Genomic DNA, 18000 nt, shown 5'->3' with positions numbered 1-18000 from the left:
GGTCTGGTCAGCGAGGACAGGCGATCTCCCGGCAGACCCCAACCAGGCCAATCACGGTGCCACTGGCGTCCCGCAGGGGTGTCTTGACCGTTTCCAGCAGGGCGCTGCGGCCATCGGGGTAGGTCACCCACTCCTCATTGCTCTGGGCCTGGCCACTGGCGAGCATGGCCTGATCATTGGCGCGAAAGCTGCCGGCCAGATCGGCGGGGAATAGATCCAGATCCGTCAGCCCGGTGAGTTCGTCGACCGTTTTCCCCAGTAGATGGGCCCAAGCGCTGTTGCCAGCGATGTAGCGACCGTTGAGGTCCTTGGCGAACACGATGTCGGTCATGGACTCGATCAGGTGGGCTTCAAGGCTCATGTCGGGTCGCCACAGGGGCAGCCATCATGCTGCCGGCTGCGTGATAGCTGCTGCGCACCAGCGGACCGCTGCGCACCTGCTGGAATCCCAGCTCCCTGGCTTTGGCTCCCAGCTGCTCAAATTCTTCTGGAGTCCAGTAGCGAGCCACCGGAATGTGGGCGAGGGATGGGCGCAGGTATTGGCCCAGGGTCAGGCGCTGGCAATCGACTGATCGCAGGTCGCCCATCGTCTGCAGCACCTCGGCTTCGGTTTCGCCCAGCCCAAGCATCAGCCCACTCTTGGTGGGGATGGTGGGCGCCAGTTCGCGGGCAGCGGCCAGCAGGGCCAGGGAGCGGCGGTAGGTGGCGCCCCGGCGCACCTCCCCCTGAAGGCGCTCCACGGTTTCGAGGTTGTGGTTGAAGCAGGCGGGCAGCGCCGCCAGCACTGCGGCCAACCGTTGCCGTTGGGCCGCCAACCCCTCCTCTTCGTCGCGCTGGCCGCCCCAGAAGTCGGGGGTTAGCACTTCAATGCCGACGCCTGGTGTGCGCTGGCGGATCGCGGCCATGGCGGTGGTGAATAGGTGGGCGCCGTGGTCGGCTAAGTCGTCGCGGGCGACGGCCGTGAGCACCACATAGGAGAGCTGGAGCGCGGCAACTGCCTCGGCTACCCGCTCGGCCTCGCCCGCATCTAGGGGCTGGGGTGCCTGGCCCTTCTCCACCTGGCAGAAGGCGCAGCTGCGGGTGCAGATCGGGCCTCCCAGCAAAAAGGTGGCGGTGCCAGCTGCGTAGCACTCGGCTCGGTTGGGGCAGCGGCCCTCCTCGCAGATCGTGTGCAGCCGTTGCTGCTTCACCAGCCCCTGCACGTTTTCCAGGGCTGAGGCATTGCCCACCGGACGCCGCAGCCACTCGGGCAGCCGTTCGGCCGGGGCGATGCTGCTGTAGCGGGACTTACTGGTCATGGCAGGGCCACCTTTGCGCTTACTCCATCTGGCGTCTGCCTTCAAAGGCCCGGGCCAGGGTTACCTCGTCGGCGTATTCCAGCTCGCTGCCGACGGGCAAGCCGTAGGCGATGCGACTCACGGTGGTGAATGGTTTGAGTAGCCGGGCCAAATAAAGGCTGGTGGTATCCCCTTCCACACTCGGAGTCAGCGCCAGGATCACCTCAGTTATGGACTCCTTGTCGACCCGGTTCACCAGGGGCTGGATCTGCAGCAGCTCGGGGCCGATGCCATCCATGGGTGAGATCAAGCCGCAGAGCACGTGGTAGTGCCCCTTGAACTCCCGGGTGCGCTCCATCGCCAGCAGGTCGCGGGAATCGGCCACAACACAAAGCTGGCCGTTGCCCCGCTCCTCGTTGCGGCAGATCTCACAGATCGGCTCGGCCGAGAGGTGGAAGCAGCACTTGCACTGGCCCACCTGGCTGCGGGCCGCCAGCAGGGCGTCGGCGAAGTTGCGGACCTGCTCCTCAGGCTGGCGCAACAGGTGTAGAGCCAGCCGCTGGGCCGTGCGCGGGCCAATGCCAGGTAAGCGCTCGAACTGGTCGATCAGCCTGGCCAGGGGGCGGGTAAAGCCGCTCAGCAGTCCGCCGCAATTGCTCAGAACTTAGGCAGCCAGCTCGATCAGCTGGGATTGGGGGCACCGCTATCGAGGCTGGCCCTATCAACTTGTGCATCATCAAGTTGTGCGCCTTCCATTAGGGCCCCTTCCAGTTGGGCACCCTCAAGATCGGCACCTACAAGGATCGCGCCACGCAAGTCGGCATCTCGCAGATCAGCACCGCGCAGGTTGGCTCCGCTCAGATCGGTGCCGGCCAGGTTGGCTCCACGCAGCACGCTCCCTTCCAGGTTGACGTTGTGCCAGTGGCCGTTGGCAGCCTGCAGATTGCGTAGGTCAAAGCCCGCTAGCTGCTGGCCGTCGATTGGTAGCCCGGCACTGTTGAGGATCTCTAGAGCGGTAATGCGCCCCACCAGCCATTTGACGCCGGAGGCATTGCAGTTCATCAGCAGCTCGTAGGCCTCGATGTTGTCGCGCTGGCGCCGTTTTTGAGCCTCCAGGACGTAGAGGAAGGCGGCCGTCACGATGCTCAGCGATTCCACATTGCCGACGCTGATCAGGGCCTCCGTCTCCCGCCAAAGGCAACCCTGGGCCCAGCGGTTGTTGCGGCAGGTGGCGTAGCTGTTCACCACCATCAGCAGCGCCATGGCCGCTGCACCCGATAGGGCTAAGCGAAACAGAAAGGAGCCGTCCAGCAGGCGGAAGAAGCGAGAGTCGTGACGACGCTGCTGCCGGTCCACCCAGGTGGATTGGCGTGGCATGGGGAGACTGGAGATCAGGAGCCCATGCTGACGCCTGGGGGCACGGCTGCCCAGCAGAATGGCGCCACGCAACGCGCCTTGAGCCATGGCTGTTTTTTGCAATCAGGCAGGTTTTCGCAATCGGGCTGTCCTACGCGCCTATTTGCCGCGTTTGGTTGCCTTGGTGCTGGCGGGGCTGCTGGTTGCTTGCAGCGCTGCGGCAGCCGGGCTCAATGGTTTCCAGAGCCCCGATGGGCGCTATGCCTTCCTCTATCCCACCGGCTGGACGCGGGTGCAGGTGAGTGGCGGCCCCCAGGTGGTGTTCCACGACCTCATCAACAGCGATGAAACCCTCAGCCTGGTGATCTCGGAGGTGAACCCCACCAATGACTTGGAAAAGCTCGGCAGCGCCGTGGCGGTCGGCGAGCAGCTGCGCCGCACCGTGATTGCCCCTGATGGCAGTGGCCGCCAGGCTGAGCTGGTTGAAGCGTCGGAGCGGCAGGAAGGCCCCCGCACCTTCTACGACCTTGAATACGCCGTGCACCTTGAAGACCGCGACCGCCACGAGTTGGCCACCGTGGTGCTCGATCGCGGCCGGCTATACACGTTTGCGGCCAGCACCAACGAGATTCGTTGGGCCAAGGTCAAGGACATGTTCCATCAGGTCGTCACCTCCTTCACCCTGCTGGTGTGACGGTTCCTGCCCCCGCCGATGTGGTGATCGTTGGCGCTGGGGTGGCTGGGGGGGTGTTGGCCTTGGCGTTGCGGGAGCTGGGAGCGTCTGTGACGGTCGTCGCTGCCCCCGCCAGCCATGGGCTTTGCTCCGCTACCGAGCTCAGCTATGGCGCTCTGCCGGGATGGCCCCTGGCCCCAACCCCCTTAGCTCGCTTGGCGGCCGGAGCCTCTAAGCGTTGGCGGCTCCTGCAAGAACGCCATGGTGATTTGGGCTGGCGGCCCTGCCGCTTGCGTTTGCACGGGGCTGCCGCCGGTTGGCGGCCCCTTAGTGCCTGGTGGCCGCTGCCCTTCGCCCAGGTGGATTCCGCAGTGTTGGCGGCGCGCTTGCCGCTTGTGCTGGCGGCGGCGGGGGTGACGTGCAAAACGTGCCGGGTGGAGCGCCTGGATCGGCAGCCAGCCACTGGTTGGCGGCTTTCCCTCAGTGATGGCAGCGACCTGCAGGCCCCCCAGCTGGTGCTGGCGGCGGGCGCCTACTGCCGCCAGCTCTGGCCGCTCCTGCCCCAGCGCTTGCGCAGCAGCTGGGCGGCGGCGCTGGAGCTGGCCTCCTTTCCGGCGTCGCTGGGCCGCACCGCCGCCTGGCTCCCGCCCAGCTTTGGGCGGGTAGCTCTGGAGCGGCGCGCCGCTGGCCTGAGCCAGCCGGAGTGGCTGGTGGATGGCGGGTTGGTGCCCCGGGCAGAAGGGGCCCTGCTAGGCCAGCACACCCTGGTGCGACCGGGCCTGGAGCTGGGCCCAGCGCCGCCGCCTTTGGAGGTGGAAGGGCAACTGCGCCAAGAGCTAGCGGCCCAAGCCTGGGGGGCGCCGCTGGCGGCCCAGCCCGGCCATCTGCGCCAGGCGGCCGTGGCCTTCTGCAGTGAGGGCTTGCCTTTGGTAGGTCCGCTGGCAGGGGCGCCTGGGTTGTGGCTGTTCACCGGCTTTAGTGCGGGCTTTAGCCAGGTGCCGGTGCTGGCGCCCCTGCTGGCCCAGGCCCTGGCCTTGGAGGGCGCGCCGGCGGAAGCCGCGGTGCGGCGCCTGCAGCAGCTGGGCCTGACAGGTGCCTTTTAATCCTGCAAGCTGGGACCCATGACCCAGGTCAGCCCCACCACCGCGGAGCCCAGCCATCGCGGCCCGTTTCAGCGCTTGCAGGGGTGTGGGTGGACCTTAGTGCGTGTCTGATGATCTAGCTGCCGGCCCCGACCCTGAGGCCCGCAGTCACGTCAGGCCGGGGGTGGCCACAAGCGTGGGCTTGCTTGGTGCCGCCTCAATTTCGTTTACAGCAGCGCTCGGGCTCACAGTGGCTGCTTCAACCCCCTGCTGCTCGCTTTGGTCACCCTGTCTCAGGGGAGCAATGGCGCTCCTCCGTCATCGCCGTAAGCTCCAGCAGATCAGAAGAGGAAGCGATAGCGGCCGTCTTCCCCGGAGCCATCACTGGCCGAGCTCTCCAGCACCGGCTGGGGCCATTCCGCATCCCAGTAGCTGATGTCGTTTTGGTAGAAGGGCCGCCCGCCCAGGCGCTTTGTCTCCAGCTGGGTCGAACCCATGGCGGTGATCAGCCCACCAAGCTCCATGGGGCCTAGATCGGTTTTCAGATTCTTACTGGCTGCGGCCAACAGGATTGGCAGACGCACCAGATGCTCTGGCCTGGTGAGCTTGCGAAACAGGGCCTGTAGGGCAAGTTGCTGGCGCTCCAGCCGGCCGATGTCGCCCATCTCATCGTAGCGAAAGCGCAGAAAACCTTCTAGGTCTTGGCCTTTGAGATTTTGAAGGCCGGGTTGCAGGTCGATGTATAGGCCCTGGGTGTTGTCGGTGTAGGCCATGCGTTTCGGCACATTCACCTCGATGCCACCGAGGGCATCGGCCATGCGCCTGATTGCCGATAGGTTCACCACCACGTGGTGAGTAATCGGCCGGCCCAACTTGCGGGCCAGCTCCCGTTTGATCAGATCGGTTCCCCCGAGGCTGTAGAGGGCGTTGATTTTGTGGGGACCGTAGCCCTCGGCCTCGATGTAGGTGTCCCGAGGTATCTGGGTTATCCGGGTGATGCCGCCATCCACCCGCAGGCTGGCGATTACATCGGTGTTGCCACCGCCCACATCGGTGCCGAGCAGCAGGATGTCCTGATTGGTGATGCCGCTCCAGGCCGCGAACGGATTGGTGATGGCGTTACTTGCTCCTGAGGCGTTATCGCTGAGCAGTTCGGAGAGGGGCCCAGCCAGCAGAAGGCCTCCGCCGAGGCCTACCCCGATTGCCAGGAGAACGGCACCGCGTTTACTGCGCTTGCGGGGCCGATTGGCCGGAGGGGTTCTCATCCCCTAAAAGCTATTGCACTAAGCGACCCTCTCATCAATAGGGGCTTGCCCCTGCCCAGAGCGGCGCAAAAAACCCCGCTATGGAGCTCCCTTGCAGTAACGGCTGTTGGTTGGTTTTACCAGCGGTTGCCACCGCCACCGCCACCGCCATATCCACCACCACCACCGCCACCACGATTGCCACCGCCACCGCCGTAGCCCCCACGGCCACCGCCACCGCCACCGCCACCACCGCCACCCTCACGGGGAGTTGCTTTGTTGACGCGAATCATGCGGCCCATCCACTCCACGTCCTGAAGGTCGTCAATGGCCTTTTGTTCGGCCGCATCGTCGGCTAGCTCGACAAAGGCGAAGCCGCGCTTGCGACCGGTTTCCCGGTCGAGGGGCAGGCTGCACTGGCGCACCTCTCCGTATTGGCCGAAGAGATCAAGCAAGTCCTCGCGTTCGGCTTGGAACGAAAGATTGCCAACGTAGATAGTCATTAATGAAGCAAATCCTGGAACTGATTCGGACGTGGCTGCGGTTCTTAATGGACCTAGTGGGAACTAGGGGTGCCAAAAGAGACGCCGTACCCTTGGAATCACGGGAAATAATACTGGGTGGTTTGGCCACCAATTAGCACTCGCTGGCGTTTCGTGGAGAACCGTAAAGCGGTTCTGAAGAGACTCTGAGGTTCGACCGCTGATCCCGGATGTCGTCCCAATGTCAGCAAACTCTGATCAAAGCAGTCCCATGATCACAGCACCTGTGCCCTGGAGCCTCGCCTGGCGTGAGGATGGCGAACTGGCCGCCCAGGATCGTTTCGACCTGCTGCAGAGTCTGGTTGCTTGCGAGAGTGCAGAGGTTCAATCGACATTGATAGCCGCAGTGGAACGGCTCTCGATTGCTGATTTGACCAGCCTGAGTGTGGGAGGCGTGACCAGCCTTTGCGCTTGAAGCAGCGCTTTGGGCTTTCGGATCATCGATCGGAGCTAGCTGCTGGGCTTGCTCACGGAACGCTGGTCCGGGTTCCGCCCGCAGGCGTCATGGGCGTCCTCCACGTCGCTGCCCTTGGCAACTCGCTCACCAACGCAGGCGCAGGTGCGGTCGAGATGGGCAGCGGGGGCAACTTTGCCCTCCCTTTGCAGGTCGGCTTGGTAAGCCGACAAGCAGAAGGCTTTGACTACTTCGGCAACGCTGATAGAGCGGCTGGCTGGAATGAAGGACGCCAGCCCCAGGCAAAGCAGTCCGATTAGGACTGGGCGCGGGGGGCTGGGGTTCATGGAGCAGAAGGGCGGAAGCCCGAGGCGTTTATCCCTGGAACCTGGAAAGCTGCAGGGGTTTGTTCATCACCCGAAGTTGGCGGAGACCCTGAAAAACATCCTCGGGCATGCCCTTGGGTAGGTCCACGGTGCTGTGGGTGTCGAAAATCTGGATACGGCCGATGGATCGCCCGTTCAGACCGGCCTCATTGGCAATGGCACCCACGATGTTGCCGGGCTTGATGCGGTCGCGCCAGCCCAGTTCCACCCGGAAGCGCTCCATGTGATCTTCTGGCGGACCCACGGGGCGTTCGCCCCTGGGAGCAGCTCCCCTGCCCAGATCCCGGCCAACCTCGCGACCCATTTCCCGGCCCCGTCCCCGGTCCCGGCCGAAGTCGCGGCCACCATCCCTACCGCTATCGCGGCCTCCATCGCGGCCAGGACCGTTCTGCCGCACTTGCTGGAAGTTCTCTTCGCCCTGCAAAAGCAGGGGCTTGCCCACCAGGCTCAGTTCGAGGGCCGCCAGGGCTAGCTGCTCAGGACTGGAGCCCTGCTCCTGGGCAACCCGTTGCAGGATTTCGCTGAGTAGGGCCCGCTCCTGCTCGCTGCTGGCTGGGGTTTGTAGGCAGTTGGTGAGCTTGGTGCGCATCCGGTCGAGCCGGTTTTGATTGATGGTGGCATTGCTTGGCACCTCCATCTCTTCGATCGGCTTGCCCACGGCCCGCTCCATGCCGCCCAGGAAACGGCGCTCCCTCGGAGTCAGGAACAGGATGGCGTCGCCGCTGCGGCCAGCTCGACCGGTGCGTCCAATGCGGTGGACATAGGCCTCCGAATCGAAGGGGATGTCGTAGTTGATCACCAGGCTGATCCGCTCTACATCGAGCCCGCGGGCAGCCACATCGGTGGCTACCAGTACGTCCACCTGGCCGCTCTTAAGCCGCTCGATGGTGCGTTCTCGCTGGGCTTGGGGCACGTCGCCGTTGAGCACGGCAACGTCGTAACCGTGCTGTTCAAGCGATTCGGCCACTGTGAGCGTGATCGCCTTGGTACGGGCAAAAATGATGACCCCCTCACTGGTCTCCGCCTCCAGTACCCGCTCCAGAGCTGCTTGCTTGTGGGGCGCATGCACCATCAAGAAACGCTGACGAATGCGGGTGGCATCGGCGGCCTTTTGCTTGATCGTGATCTCGGCGGGAGCGTTGAGATATTTCTGCGATATGCGCCGGATTTCGGGCGGCATGGTGGCAGAAAACAGCACTACTTGGCGCTGCTCAGGTAGTTGTTCGAGCACCCATTCGACATCATCGATGAAGCCCATGCGCAGCATTTCATCGGCCTCGTCTAGCACCAGGGCGCGAAGACTGGAGAGATCCAGGGTGCCTTGACGCATGTGGTCCATCACGCGGCCGGGGGTGCCCACCACGATTTGAACGCCGCGTTTGAGCTGATGGATCTGGTCGCGGAAATCAGCGCCGCCGTAGATCGCCAGGGTGCGCACGCCGGGTAGGTGGCTGGCATAGCCGTTGAAGGCCTCGGCAACCTGCAGGGCCAATTCCCGGGTTGGGGCGAGCACCAGCACCTGAGGCTTGCGCTGGTCGGGATCGAGGGCCGCCAGCATTGGCAGGGCGAAGGCAGCGGTTTTGCCGGTGCCGGTCTGGGCCTGACCCACCAGGTCGCGGCCGAGCATCAGCTCAGGGATGGCGGCCTTCTGAATTGGAGAGGGCTCCTGATAGCCGACGGCTTCAAGGGCCTTCAGCAGTTCTGGGCCAAAGCCAAAGCGGGCAAAGCCCGAGGCAATGGCTGGCTCTGTCTTGATTTCAGCTGAGCTGTCTTCAACTGAGTTGATTTCAGCTGTTTCGAGGGGCGCGTCGATGTCGACGGAGCAAGCAAAGCTGCCGCCGTTGGCGTGTTCTGTCACGGGATGCAAATGGCCTGGTTGATCAGGGCTTGGTGAAGTCCTTGAACGCAGGCCGGCAGAAACACAATGGGGCTAGAAATACTGAACGGATGGGCCGTTGCGGGGCAACTGAAGCTGCACTGCTTTACCCGATGTTCAGTTGTTCAGACCCGCAATCAACAAAACTGCCCTGCCCTTGAAAAAGGCTGAACACAAATATTATCACCTACCCCTCCGCTTCACTTCCGGCCGAAGTCATCCGCCAGGCGCTCGATGTCGGCTTCGCTCAGCCAGCTACCACGCTGCACCTCCACGATCTCCAGATCCGCCAGCCCTCCTTGGGCCCGGTGAATTGCCCCCTGGGGGATGAAGACGCTGGTTCCTGCCGTTGCGGTGATGGCCTCCTCCCCCACCTGCAGTTCACCGTCGCCGGCCACCACAACCCAGTGCTCACAGCGGTGGTGGTGGCGCTGCAGGCTCAGCCGTTGGCCGCGGTGGATAAGTAGGCGTTTGACCAGGTATTGATCACCGCTGGCTAGCTGTTCAAACCAGCCCCAGGGGCGTAGCACCCGGCCGGCGGGACTGTGGGGCTCAGGACTGCTCACGATTTCAGGCTGGCAGCAGCTGCGGAACCGTGCAAGGGGGTGATCAGGCAGGCCCGCTGTCTGGCCCTGGTTAGGGCTGTGTAGAGCAGGCGCTGCTGGGGTCTGCCGGTGTCGGGCATCAGCACCCACACCTCTTCGGCCTCACTGCCTTGGGCCTTGTGCACCGTGAGGGCCAAGGCTGGCTCGGCTTCGGGTAGCTGGGCAGGGTGAATCCAGAGCGGCTCGCTACCGCCCTGGTTTGCAAACAGCAGGCGGCGTTCCCGCCCCCGCTTGGCGTCCCTTTCCACCACCAGCCCCACGTCGCCATTGGCGAGCCCCAGTTCGCTGAGGTTGTGGCGGCATTGCACGGGCGTGCCCACTGGCCAGAATTGGGGCGAGCGGGCCGCCGCCTCCCCCAGCAGGGCTTGGTGGATGGCCTCCACCCCCCAGCGGCCCCGCCGCAGCGGTGTCAGCACTAGGAAGTTGTCCAGGCCCGCCAGCAGGCTGGCGGTGACGGCGGGATCGTCCAGACCGTCCGCCAGGCAGCACTCCTGCAGCTGGTGCTGGTGCTGCCGCAGTCGCGCCAGCAGCTCTGCTGGCAGCTGGCGCGGGTTGGCCGGCAGCCAGCGCAGATTGGCATCGGCGGCTAGGGGTGTGAGCAGGGCCTCGAGGGGCTGCTCAGCCTCCCGTAGGGCCGCTGCTACCGCAGCGATGGCCCCGTTGTTGCGGTAGGTGGTGCGCAGCTCGATGGCGGCGCCGCCCAGGGCCTGGCGGCGTTCGGGTGCCTGCAGCTCCAGCAGCACGGGCCCGGGGCCTACCGGTGGCAGCTGGGCCGCGTCCCCCACCAGCACCAGCCGGCAGCTGGGGGGCAGGGCCTCCAGCAGGGCCTGCATCAGGGGGAGGTCCACCATCGACACCTCATCCACCACCAGCAGGTCGAGGGCGAGGGGGTGCTGGCGGTTGCGGCCGAAGCGCTCGCCGCGGCTCTCCAGTAGCCGGTGCAGGGTGCTGCAGGGAAGTTGCAGGCTGCTGCTGGCTAGGGCTGCCCGCAGCCGACTCGCCGCCTTGCCCGTGGGGGCTGCTAGCTGAATGCGGCTGCCTGGTTGCTGGGCGAGCACCGCCGCCAACATGCGAGCCACGGTGCTGGTTTTGCCGGTGCCCGGACCGCCCTCAAGCAGCACCAGGCCGTATTGCAGCACCGCCGTGACGGCCTGCTGCTGGTCAGGATCCAGGCCTTCGCTGCAGCTCGCGCCGGGGCTCGCCTCTGGGAGCTGCAACTGGGCCCGCTCGATCAGAGCCTGCAGCACCTGCTGGCGCTGGCGCTGCCAGCGGCGCCACAGCAGCCGGTCGCCCTCCAGCACCAGGGGACCATCCGGCTCGGCGCCCAGGGGTGAAGCCTCCAGGGCGCGGCGATGCTCGGCGCTGGGCAGGCTGATTTCCAGGCGACCCTCCGCCAGGGCGGAAGCCAGGTCAGTGATCAGTTCCGACAGCAGGGGATCGGGGCTGCTGCCATGCAGCCGCGGCAGGGCTTCAGCCAGTGCCGCGGCCAGGGTCTGGAGCCAGCGGGGTTGCTCTAGGGGTGTGGGGCTGCTCATGGTGTGCCCCCCAGGGCCTGGTCCAGTTGGAGCAGGCGGGCCAGGGGCGGCTGCTCCACAAACATGCCGGGCACCGCTCTGGCCGTGGTGGGTCCTGGCACCCCGCGCAGGAACACGTAGACGTAGCCGCCCAGGTGCTGCTCGGGTCGGTAGCCGGGCAGGCGCCAGCGCAGGTAGCGGTGTAGGGCTACCAGGTACAGGTGAGCCTGCAGAGGGTAGTGGTTGGCGGCCATCAGCTCTGCCATGGCTGCTGCTCCGTAGTGGCGTGGACCGCAGTGCAGCGGCTGCCCCTGGTCGTCGCGCTCGCCCAGCCAGTTGCTCTTCCAGTCGGCCACCCACCAGCGCTCGCCCTGTCGAAATACCAGGTCGATCGAGCCGGTGAGAAAGCCCCGGCTTTCCACTTTCAGCTGGGCAAGCTGCTCGGCGTAGGCGCTGCCAAACCAGCCTTCGGGATGGTCGGCAAATGCACGCGCCAGGTCTGGGCTGCGCACCAGGCCGAGGGGCAGATCGAAGTTCATCTCATTGAGGCGGCCGCCGCGCTCAAGCTGGGCCAGGCTGAAGTCGTTGCAGGGGCCGCCCAGGGGCGTGTGCCGCAGCTGCTCCAGCCCAATTAGCACCGCTTCGCTGTGCTGGGCAGCGATACCGGCCCGCTGCAGCTCGCGGCCCACCAGCTCGGCCTGGGCTGCCAAGGGTTGGCAGTAGTCGAGCTGCTCAAGGATGCGGTGCAGGCAGTCGCCGGCCTGGGCGCCCCGGGGGAAGGGGGCCAGAGGGCTGTCCTGGGGCCAGGCGCCGGGTGATGCCAATGCCTCGAGTTCGGTGACGATGGCATCGGTTTCGCGGCCCTCCTCCACGGCTGCGGGGGCGGCGCTGTGGCTGCCCTGGGTCCAGCTGGTGTAGCTGCTGCGGCCCCAGCTGCTGTCGAAGCCATGGCTGGGTACGGGGCCCCGCTGCAGGGGTAGGCCAGCTGCGGCCGGGCCTGGTCTTAGCTGGCTGCGCTGGCCGCTGGCGGGGGGCTGCACCAGGGTGAGGGGCAGCTGGCGGCGGGCGATTGCCTGCTCCAGCCGCTCGCGCCACTCCGCATCACTGCGGCCGCTGTAGGGGTCGTGGTCGCTGGCGGGGGGCTGCTCCTGGTCGAACAGCCAGGGGTGCAGCGGATTGCCCTGCTGACCCAAGACCGGGCCCCAGGCCAGCACCAGCAGCAGCTTGGCCCGGGTGGCGGCGACGTAGGCAAGCCGCTCCCGCTCCTGCAGCTCGGCCCCAAGCTGCTGCTGGCTGGCGCCCTGGCCCGGGCCCCAGTTGTTTTTCAGGTGTAGGTCGAGCACGGCTTCGGGCTGCCCGCCTTCAGGGCCGCCCGGGTGCCAGCGCACGCCGATGGACTGGCCGCTGCGGCTCTCAGCGCCTGCCTGCCAAAGGTAGGGACAGATCACCACTGGATATTCCAGACCCTTGCTGCGGTGCACCGTCAGCACCGATACGGCCTCATCGACCACGTCGCTGTGGGGCTGGTGGGCGTCGGGGATGTCCCGGTCGGGATCGAGCCGCAGGCGCCGCAGCCAGTCGGCTGCCGCTGCGGGACCCAGTTGGTCGGCATGGAGCCGCACGGCCACCAATTCACCGCACTGCTGCAAATCCGCCAGCAGCCGGCCGCTAAGGGATAGCTGGGCCAGCCCCTTTTGCTCCAGCAGGCTCGCCAGCACCCCAAGCAGGCCGCGGCGGGGTAGTTCAAGGGCCAGCTGGGCTAGGCGCGCAGCCAGGTTGCTCCAGGCTTCGGGGCTGGCGGAGGCGATTTGCTCCGCGCTCCAGCCCAGCAGGGGAGAGGCGGCCAGCAGCCGTAGGCGCTGGGTCCGGCCTGGTTCGGCCAGGGCATCGAGTAGCCGTTGCAATGCAGAGGCGCCGGCGCTTTCAAACACATCCCCCTGGCTCACCAGCTTGCTGGCTATGCCGCAGCGATCAAGGGCGGCGCGCAGCGCTTCAGCCTGACGGTGGGTGCCCACCAGCACGCATAGGTCGTTGGGGCTAAGGGGTTGGCGCTGCTCGCCCCGCTGTTGCATCAGCCCCTGGTTGAGCAATTGGGCGCTGAAGCAGGCGATCTGGTCGGGCAGTTGCCGCTCCAGGGTGCTGCGGCTGGGTGGTTTCTCACCAGCCAGGCGGCTGCCGCCGAGCCAGAGCAGCTGCAGGGGGTGCTGGCCAGCCGGTAGGAGCAGTTTGTTGTCGGTCGCCTGGGGCCGCACCGCTGGTACGGCCAGGTCGCTGCGGCGCAGCCCCGGCCCCATCAGGCCGTTGAGGCCGGCGACCAGGGCCTCGCTGGAGCGGTAGTTGTCGCGGAGGCTGCTGATGCCGCCGCAGCTGGCGGCGGCCTGCCGGGCCCGCAGGTAGGTGCGCAGGTCGCCGCCGCGGAATCGATAGATCGCCTGCTTGGGATCTCCCACCATCACCAGTCGGTGCCGCTCAGGCTGGAAGGCCCGCGCCAGGATGCGCCACTGGATCGGATCGGTGTCCTGGAATTCATCGATCAGGGCAACCGCATAGCGGGCTCCCACCGCCTCTAGCAGGGGGGTACTGGCCTGCTCGCCCGGATCAAGACCCTCCAGCAGTTGGGCGAAACCCAGCCTTCCGCTCTGGCGCCGCCGCCGGCCCAGCTCGGCTCGGCCCCAGTGGCAGGCATGCAGCAGCAGGGCTTCGGCCGGACCATCCAAAACCTGGGCGATCGCCTCCTGCAGGGGGCGTTCAGGCAGGGAGGGGCCGGGGCCTTCCCCAGCGCCCGGCTCGAGGCTGCGGGCAACTTTGAGAAAGGCGCCGGGGTGGAAGTAATCACGCAGCAAGCCTTGGGCTCCGCCCTGGCTGCCTGCCGTGGCGCCGTAGTCGCCGCCGGGGGCTTGGGCAGCGATCCAGCCCCGCACCAGGCCGCAGCGGTCCTTGGTGGGTTTGGGAACGTAGGGGCTGGTGGTTTTGAAGCCCTGGCCGCGCCACTGGCTGGCGGCGGCGCAAAAGCCGGCCTCCAGGGCTTGGCCGTGGCTGGCCCAGAGCTGCTGGAAGTTGTGCCACGCCTCGCTCCACAGGGCCTCGAGCTGGGGTGCCAAGGGGGCGTCGGCCCGCAGGGTTGCCGGCAGGGAATCCAGGCCTAGGGCTGGATCGCCATCGAGCTGGCGCAGCAGGCCCTCGAGGCTTTCGGGGCCGCCAACCTGTTGCTGCAGCCCGGCTAGCAGGTGGCTTGGCAGGGGCAGCACCTGCTGTTGCCAGTAGTCGTGTGCCACCTGGCGCACCAGGGTGCCCTTGTCGGTTTCGAGCTGCAGCTCCGGTGGCAGGCCCGCTTCCAGGGCGTGGCGCTGCAGGGTGCGGCGGCAGAAACCGTGGATGGTTGTGATGTCGGCGGCGTCTAGTTCCTCTAGGGCCAGCAGCAGCCGGGCCCGCAACTTTTCGGCCCGCGGTCGTTGCTGCTCCAGCCAGGCGGCCAGGGTGGGATCGGGCGGCTCCAGATCTGGATTCTCCAGGCCGGCCAGGGCCCGCTGCAGGCGCTGGCCGATGCGATCGCGCAGTTCGGCGGCGGCGGCCTCGGTGAAGGTCACCACCAGCAGCTGGCGCAGCCCTAGCTCGGCCTCGGCCACATAGCGCAACACCAACTGGGCCAGGGCGAAGGTTTTGCCGGTGCCGGCGCTGGCCTCTAGCAGCCGCAGCCCGGGATCCAGGGGAAAGGCATTGGCATCAAATGGTTGTTCTGGCGTTAAGGCCTGATCGCTGCCGGCAGCTGGGCTCATATCAACCGCTCCCGCATCGGACCAAGCAGCTCCCCAGCCCGGGCGGCTAGCTCACCGCTGGCCAACAGGGCGGCGCCACTGAGCTCGGATCCGAAACAGAGGGCCTGCTCCGGATCAAGCCGCTCGCCGCGCCCCTGAAAACCGCCCTCCCAGGTTTCGATGGCCCGCGCTTCACCCTTATCGAGCAGGGCCCAGCCGGTTTCCGGTGGCACCGGCCAGCAGCTCTGGCGCCACTGCTGGCGCAACTCCAGCAGCCGCAGTAGTTCGGCCCGGGCGCTATCCACCTGGGGCGCCTGCAGCCGCAACTGCACGCCGAAGTCCTTGGCACCCCGGGCCACCAGCACCCCATCCAGCGGCCCTTGGTCGGCGGCGGCGGCCAGCAGCAGCGCCAGCCACAGCTCCAGCCGGTGGCGGCTGCGCGGTTTGGCGGTGTGCAGCACCAGCACCGAGCTCCCCCGCCACTGCAGCTCCTGCTGCCAGTTTTGCCAGAGTGCCAGCTGGCGGCGTTCAGGGCCCAGGGCCTCGAGGCTGGCGTGCAGGCTGCGCCAGCGCTGGCTGAGCCCGCCGGCCTCCAGTTCGCCTGCCGCCTGAGGAGGCAGCAAGCCCTGGCCGCGGTGGCGAGCCAGCCAGCCAGCGGGCCCATCTAGGCCTGGGTCGCTGGGGCTTTCGAGGGCCTGGCGCAGCAGCAGCGCCCGCCCGCGCTCATCGAGGCTGAGGGGCTCGAGGTCGTCGAGGCTGTCGGCCCATTCCCGCGGCTTTAGCCCCAATTCAGCCAGCCAGCTGGCCTGGGGGGCAAGCAGCCAGTCGCGCAGATCCCCGTAGGCATCGCTGGGCTGGGCCGGGGGGGCGCTAGGGGGCTCGCTGGCCGCCAGGGGCCGGGGCGGTTGCGGTGCGCCACTCTGCTGGCGGGGTTGGTCGAGCAGCAGGCGGGCCTTCAGCAGGCGCTCGTCGCAGCTGGCGGGCGGCCGCTCGCCGCTGGCTTGGAAATTGGCCCGGTCGAGGGGGTTGGCGGGGTGACTGATCACCAGGTCGCTACCGCGACAAGGCAGCTGCCCCTGCAGCCACTCGAGCCACTGGCGTACCGGTGTGGCCGGGGGCAGCTCTTCGCCGCTGCGGGGGTCGCGGCTGCTCCAGGTCACCAGCAGATGGTCGCGGGCTGAGAGCAGGGCCTCCAGCAGCACGTAGCGGTCCTGGTCGGCCGGGTTGGGATCGCCGAGGCGGCGCTGCTGCTCCAGCAGGTGGAAGCCGGGCCGCTTGCTCTGACGGGGATAGGCGTTTGCATCTAGCCCCATCAGCACGATCACCCGATGGGGAATCGCCCGCATCGGCTCGAGGGCGCTGATGGTGAGGGCGCCGCTGCGGTGGCCAAACCGGCCCGAATCCGCAGCCAGGCGCTCATCGAGCACGGCTGCTACCACCGGTGCGGCCAGCTCCAGGTCGCAGCCGGCGGCGGCCTGCTGCCAGTCGTCAATGGCGGCTAGCACCAGGGGTAGCTCCCAGTCCTGGCCATTGTTGCCAACCTGACCAGCCTGGTCGCCGTCGCCGAATAGGTCGCTCAGCAGGGCCCTCAGGCAGGTGTTCCAGGCCAGGCAACAGCGGGGTCGCCGCAGCTCCACCAGCCAGTGGCGCAGCCGGGTGAGCAGGTGCATCCAGCGTCCCAGCAGCTCGATGCTCTCGCCACTGGCCAGGGGGGCGGTAGCGGCCGGGGCCAGGCCGGGGTCGCAGGGCAGCACCAGCCCCAGTAGCAGCCGATCGATCACCCAGCTGAGGCTGCCGCTGCCCAGGCCGCCGCGCTCCTCTGCATCGAGGCCCCAATGAAAGCCGCCGCGCTGCAGCAGGGGATGCAGGGCCGCCATCTCGGCACCGCTGAGCTGGAAATGCCCCTGCAGCGCCGGACTCTCCAGCAGGGTTTCCAGGGCGGAGGCGGTCAGCCGCTCCCCCGCCAGCCGCAGCAGCTCCAGCAAGCTGCGGCTGAGGCTGGCTTCGCTCTGCTGGCTGCGGTCGGTGAGGCGCCAATTGAGGGGCACCCCAGTGGCCTCCTGATCGCCAAATACGGCCGCCACCAAAGGCGCTAGGCCATCCACCTGAGGCGTCATCACCAGCACATCGCGGGGCTGGAGCGTGGGATCGGCGGCCAGCAGCTGCAGGATGCGGTCCCGCACGACCTGCACTTGGCGCAGGGGGCCGGGACAGCGGTGGAACTCCAGGGAGCTGTCTGCCGGTGCCCGCTGCAGCAGGGGTTGGGCAGCCGGATCCGCCAGTTGTTGCTGCAGCTGATGCAGCAGGGGCGCTGGCCCCTGGCCCCGATGGCTGCTGGCCGGGGCCACAAACAAATCCTTTTCCTGCCACTGGCCCTGGAGGCTCTCGCCGCTGCCTTCGAGCAACTGCTGAAACTCGCCGCCGAGTCGGCCGAAACGGGCCTCCAGGCCCGGGGCCTGCAGCAGCCAGTCGCCATCAAGGGGCTGCTGCAGCGCGATCGCATCGCTGAGCAGTTGGCGGCGGCTGGTGCAGCGCTGCCACAGGTCGCGGCAGGGGGTGAGCAGGTAGAGGTCCACATTCGTGTGCACGCTCAGAGCCTGCAGCAGCTGCACCTGGATCGGCGCCAGGCTGCTGAGCCCAAACAGGCGCAGGGGATCGGGCAGGCTGCCGGCCGGCGGCGCCTTGATCTGCAACTGGGCGATGGCCTCCAGCACCTGCAGGCCGAAGGGCTTCACCCCCAGGCGCTCCCGTAGCCGCCCCACCAGCAGCCGCTGCCACTCCTGCTCCGGCGGCAGGGGTGGGCCGTCCTCCCCACACCACCAGGCTGCCAGCAGCTCAGGGCGATACAGGGCGAGGTCGTCTAGGGCATCGGCGATGCTGCGGCCCAGCTGCCAGTGGGCCAGCTCAAGCTTGCTGCCGTGCTGGGGGTAGCGGCCTAGCCAGTGCTTAAGCGAGGCAGCTTCTGGCTGCTCCACCAGCTGGGGCAGCAGCTCCAGCACGGGCCACACCAGCTGGCTGGCACGCCAGGGATCCTGGTCTGCGCCAGTTTCGCCCAGCACTCCAGTAACGATCTGGCGCAGCTGGCTGCCAGGAAATGGGTAGCGGATGTTGGCGGCGATGCCACCGAGTCCCACGGCCAGCTGTTCCCCAAGCCAGCGGCTGGTGGGCCAGGTATTCACCACCACCTGCACCGTCTCGAGCGGCCCGGGAGGTGTGAGCAGCAACTGGGCGGCCAGGAGTTCGGCTAGGTGTTCGGCCCGGTTGCCCCGGAAAACTGTGAGCAAAACAGATGCTCA

The 18000-nt window shown here is 67.1% G+C and carries 15 protein-coding genes; 3 read left to right on the top strand and 12 right to left on the bottom strand.

Going from position 1 to position 18000, the window contains the following annotated elements; translation table 11 throughout:
- Positions 1–7 precede the first annotated feature (7 nt).
- From U9970_RS08405 to U9970_RS08390, 4 genes are all read right to left on the bottom strand, one after another.
- Positions 8–361: a PAS domain-containing protein gene (locus tag U9970_RS08405; protein WP_322763856.1), complete on the bottom strand. Its 354-nt coding sequence runs from the start codon at positions 359–361 to the stop codon at positions 8–10.
- On the bottom strand, positions 351–1298 hold the full coding sequence (lipA, locus tag U9970_RS08400; protein WP_322763855.1) for a lipoyl synthase: 948 nt from the start codon (positions 1296–1298) through the stop codon (positions 351–353). The genes U9970_RS08405 and lipA overlap by 11 nt, the downstream gene beginning before the upstream one ends.
- Positions 1299–1317: 19 nt before the next feature.
- Entirely contained in the window at positions 1318–1887 is a 570-nt protein-coding gene (recR, locus tag U9970_RS08395) for a recombination mediator RecR (protein WP_322766072.1), read from the bottom strand.
- 71 nt (positions 1888–1958) lie between these two features.
- Complete coding sequence (locus U9970_RS08390) at positions 1959–2654, bottom strand: pentapeptide repeat-containing protein (protein WP_322763854.1); 696 nt, start codon at positions 2652–2654, stop codon at positions 1959–1961.
- Between the two features lie 85 nt (positions 2655–2739).
- On the opposite strand from U9970_RS08390, the gene psbP reads away from it, so the two are divergent.
- The gene (psbP, locus tag U9970_RS08385; RefSeq protein ID WP_322763853.1) at positions 2740–3327 is read left to right on the top strand and encodes a photosystem II reaction center PsbP; all 588 of its coding nucleotides are present in this window, start codon (positions 2740–2742) and stop codon (positions 3325–3327) included.
- A complete protein-coding gene (locus U9970_RS08380) occupies positions 3324–4409 on the top strand; it encodes an NAD(P)/FAD-dependent oxidoreductase (protein ID WP_322763852.1) in 1086 nt (361 codons plus the stop codon). Before psbP ends, U9970_RS08380 begins: the two co-directional genes overlap by 4 nt.
- Before the next feature lie 320 nt (positions 4410–4729).
- Here U9970_RS08380 and U9970_RS08375 read toward each other — a convergent pair whose 3' ends face one another.
- The gene (locus tag U9970_RS08375) at positions 4730–5653 is read right to left on the bottom strand and encodes an LCP family protein (RefSeq protein ID WP_322763851.1); all 924 of its coding nucleotides are present in this window, start codon (positions 5651–5653) and stop codon (positions 4730–4732) included.
- 116 nt (positions 5654–5769) lie between these two features.
- Positions 5770–6135 carry an RNA recognition motif domain-containing protein gene (locus U9970_RS08370; protein WP_322763850.1) on the bottom strand — a complete coding sequence of 122 codons (366 nt, stop codon included), beginning with the start codon at positions 6133–6135 and terminating at the stop codon, positions 5770–5772.
- A gap of 250 nt (positions 6136–6385) precedes the next feature.
- Here U9970_RS08370 and U9970_RS08365 point away from each other — a divergent pair, with 250 nt between their 5' ends.
- Entirely contained in the window at positions 6386–6589 is a 204-nt protein-coding gene (locus tag U9970_RS08365) for a hypothetical protein (RefSeq protein WP_322763849.1), read from the top strand.
- A 35-nt stretch (positions 6590–6624) separates the two neighbouring features.
- Here the strand turns inward: U9970_RS08365 and U9970_RS08360 are convergent, their stop codons facing one another.
- The 6 genes from U9970_RS08360 to U9970_RS08335 form a co-directional block, all read right to left on the bottom strand.
- Positions 6625–6915 carry a hypothetical protein gene (locus tag U9970_RS08360; RefSeq protein ID WP_322763848.1) on the bottom strand — a complete coding sequence of 97 codons (291 nt, stop codon included), beginning with the start codon at positions 6913–6915 and terminating at the stop codon, positions 6625–6627.
- A gap of 28 nt (positions 6916–6943) precedes the next feature.
- Positions 6944–8812, bottom strand: a complete 1869-nt coding sequence (locus tag U9970_RS08355; protein WP_322763847.1) for a DEAD/DEAH box helicase — start codon at positions 8810–8812, stop codon at positions 6944–6946.
- A 218-nt stretch (positions 8813–9030) separates the two neighbouring features.
- Positions 9031–9396: a phosphomannose isomerase type II C-terminal cupin domain gene (locus U9970_RS08350; RefSeq protein WP_322763846.1), complete on the bottom strand. Its 366-nt coding sequence runs from the start codon at positions 9394–9396 to the stop codon at positions 9031–9033.
- Positions 9393–10970: an ATP-dependent DNA helicase gene (locus U9970_RS08345; RefSeq protein WP_322763845.1), complete on the bottom strand. Its 1578-nt coding sequence runs from the start codon at positions 10968–10970 to the stop codon at positions 9393–9395. The genes U9970_RS08350 and U9970_RS08345 overlap by 4 nt, the downstream gene beginning before the upstream one ends.
- Complete coding sequence (locus U9970_RS08340) at positions 10967–14725, bottom strand: UvrD-helicase domain-containing protein (protein ID WP_322763844.1); 3759 nt, start codon at positions 14723–14725, stop codon at positions 10967–10969. The genes U9970_RS08345 and U9970_RS08340 overlap by 4 nt, the downstream gene beginning before the upstream one ends.
- On the bottom strand, positions 14722–17988 hold the full coding sequence (locus U9970_RS08335) for an exodeoxyribonuclease V subunit gamma (protein WP_322763843.1): 3267 nt from the start codon (positions 17986–17988) through the stop codon (positions 14722–14724). The genes U9970_RS08340 and U9970_RS08335 overlap by 4 nt, the downstream gene beginning before the upstream one ends.
- Between the last annotated feature and the right edge of the window lie 12 nt (positions 17989–18000).

Origin of the sequence: Cyanobium usitatum str. Tous, from assembly GCF_963920485.1 — a bacterium.
Classification (GTDB): Bacteria; Cyanobacteriota; Cyanobacteriia; order PCC-6307; family Cyanobiaceae; genus Cyanobium_A; species Cyanobium_A usitatum_A.
The sequence above is the reverse complement of the archived record's forward strand: the minus strand, read 5'-3'. Positions and strand labels throughout refer to the sequence as shown.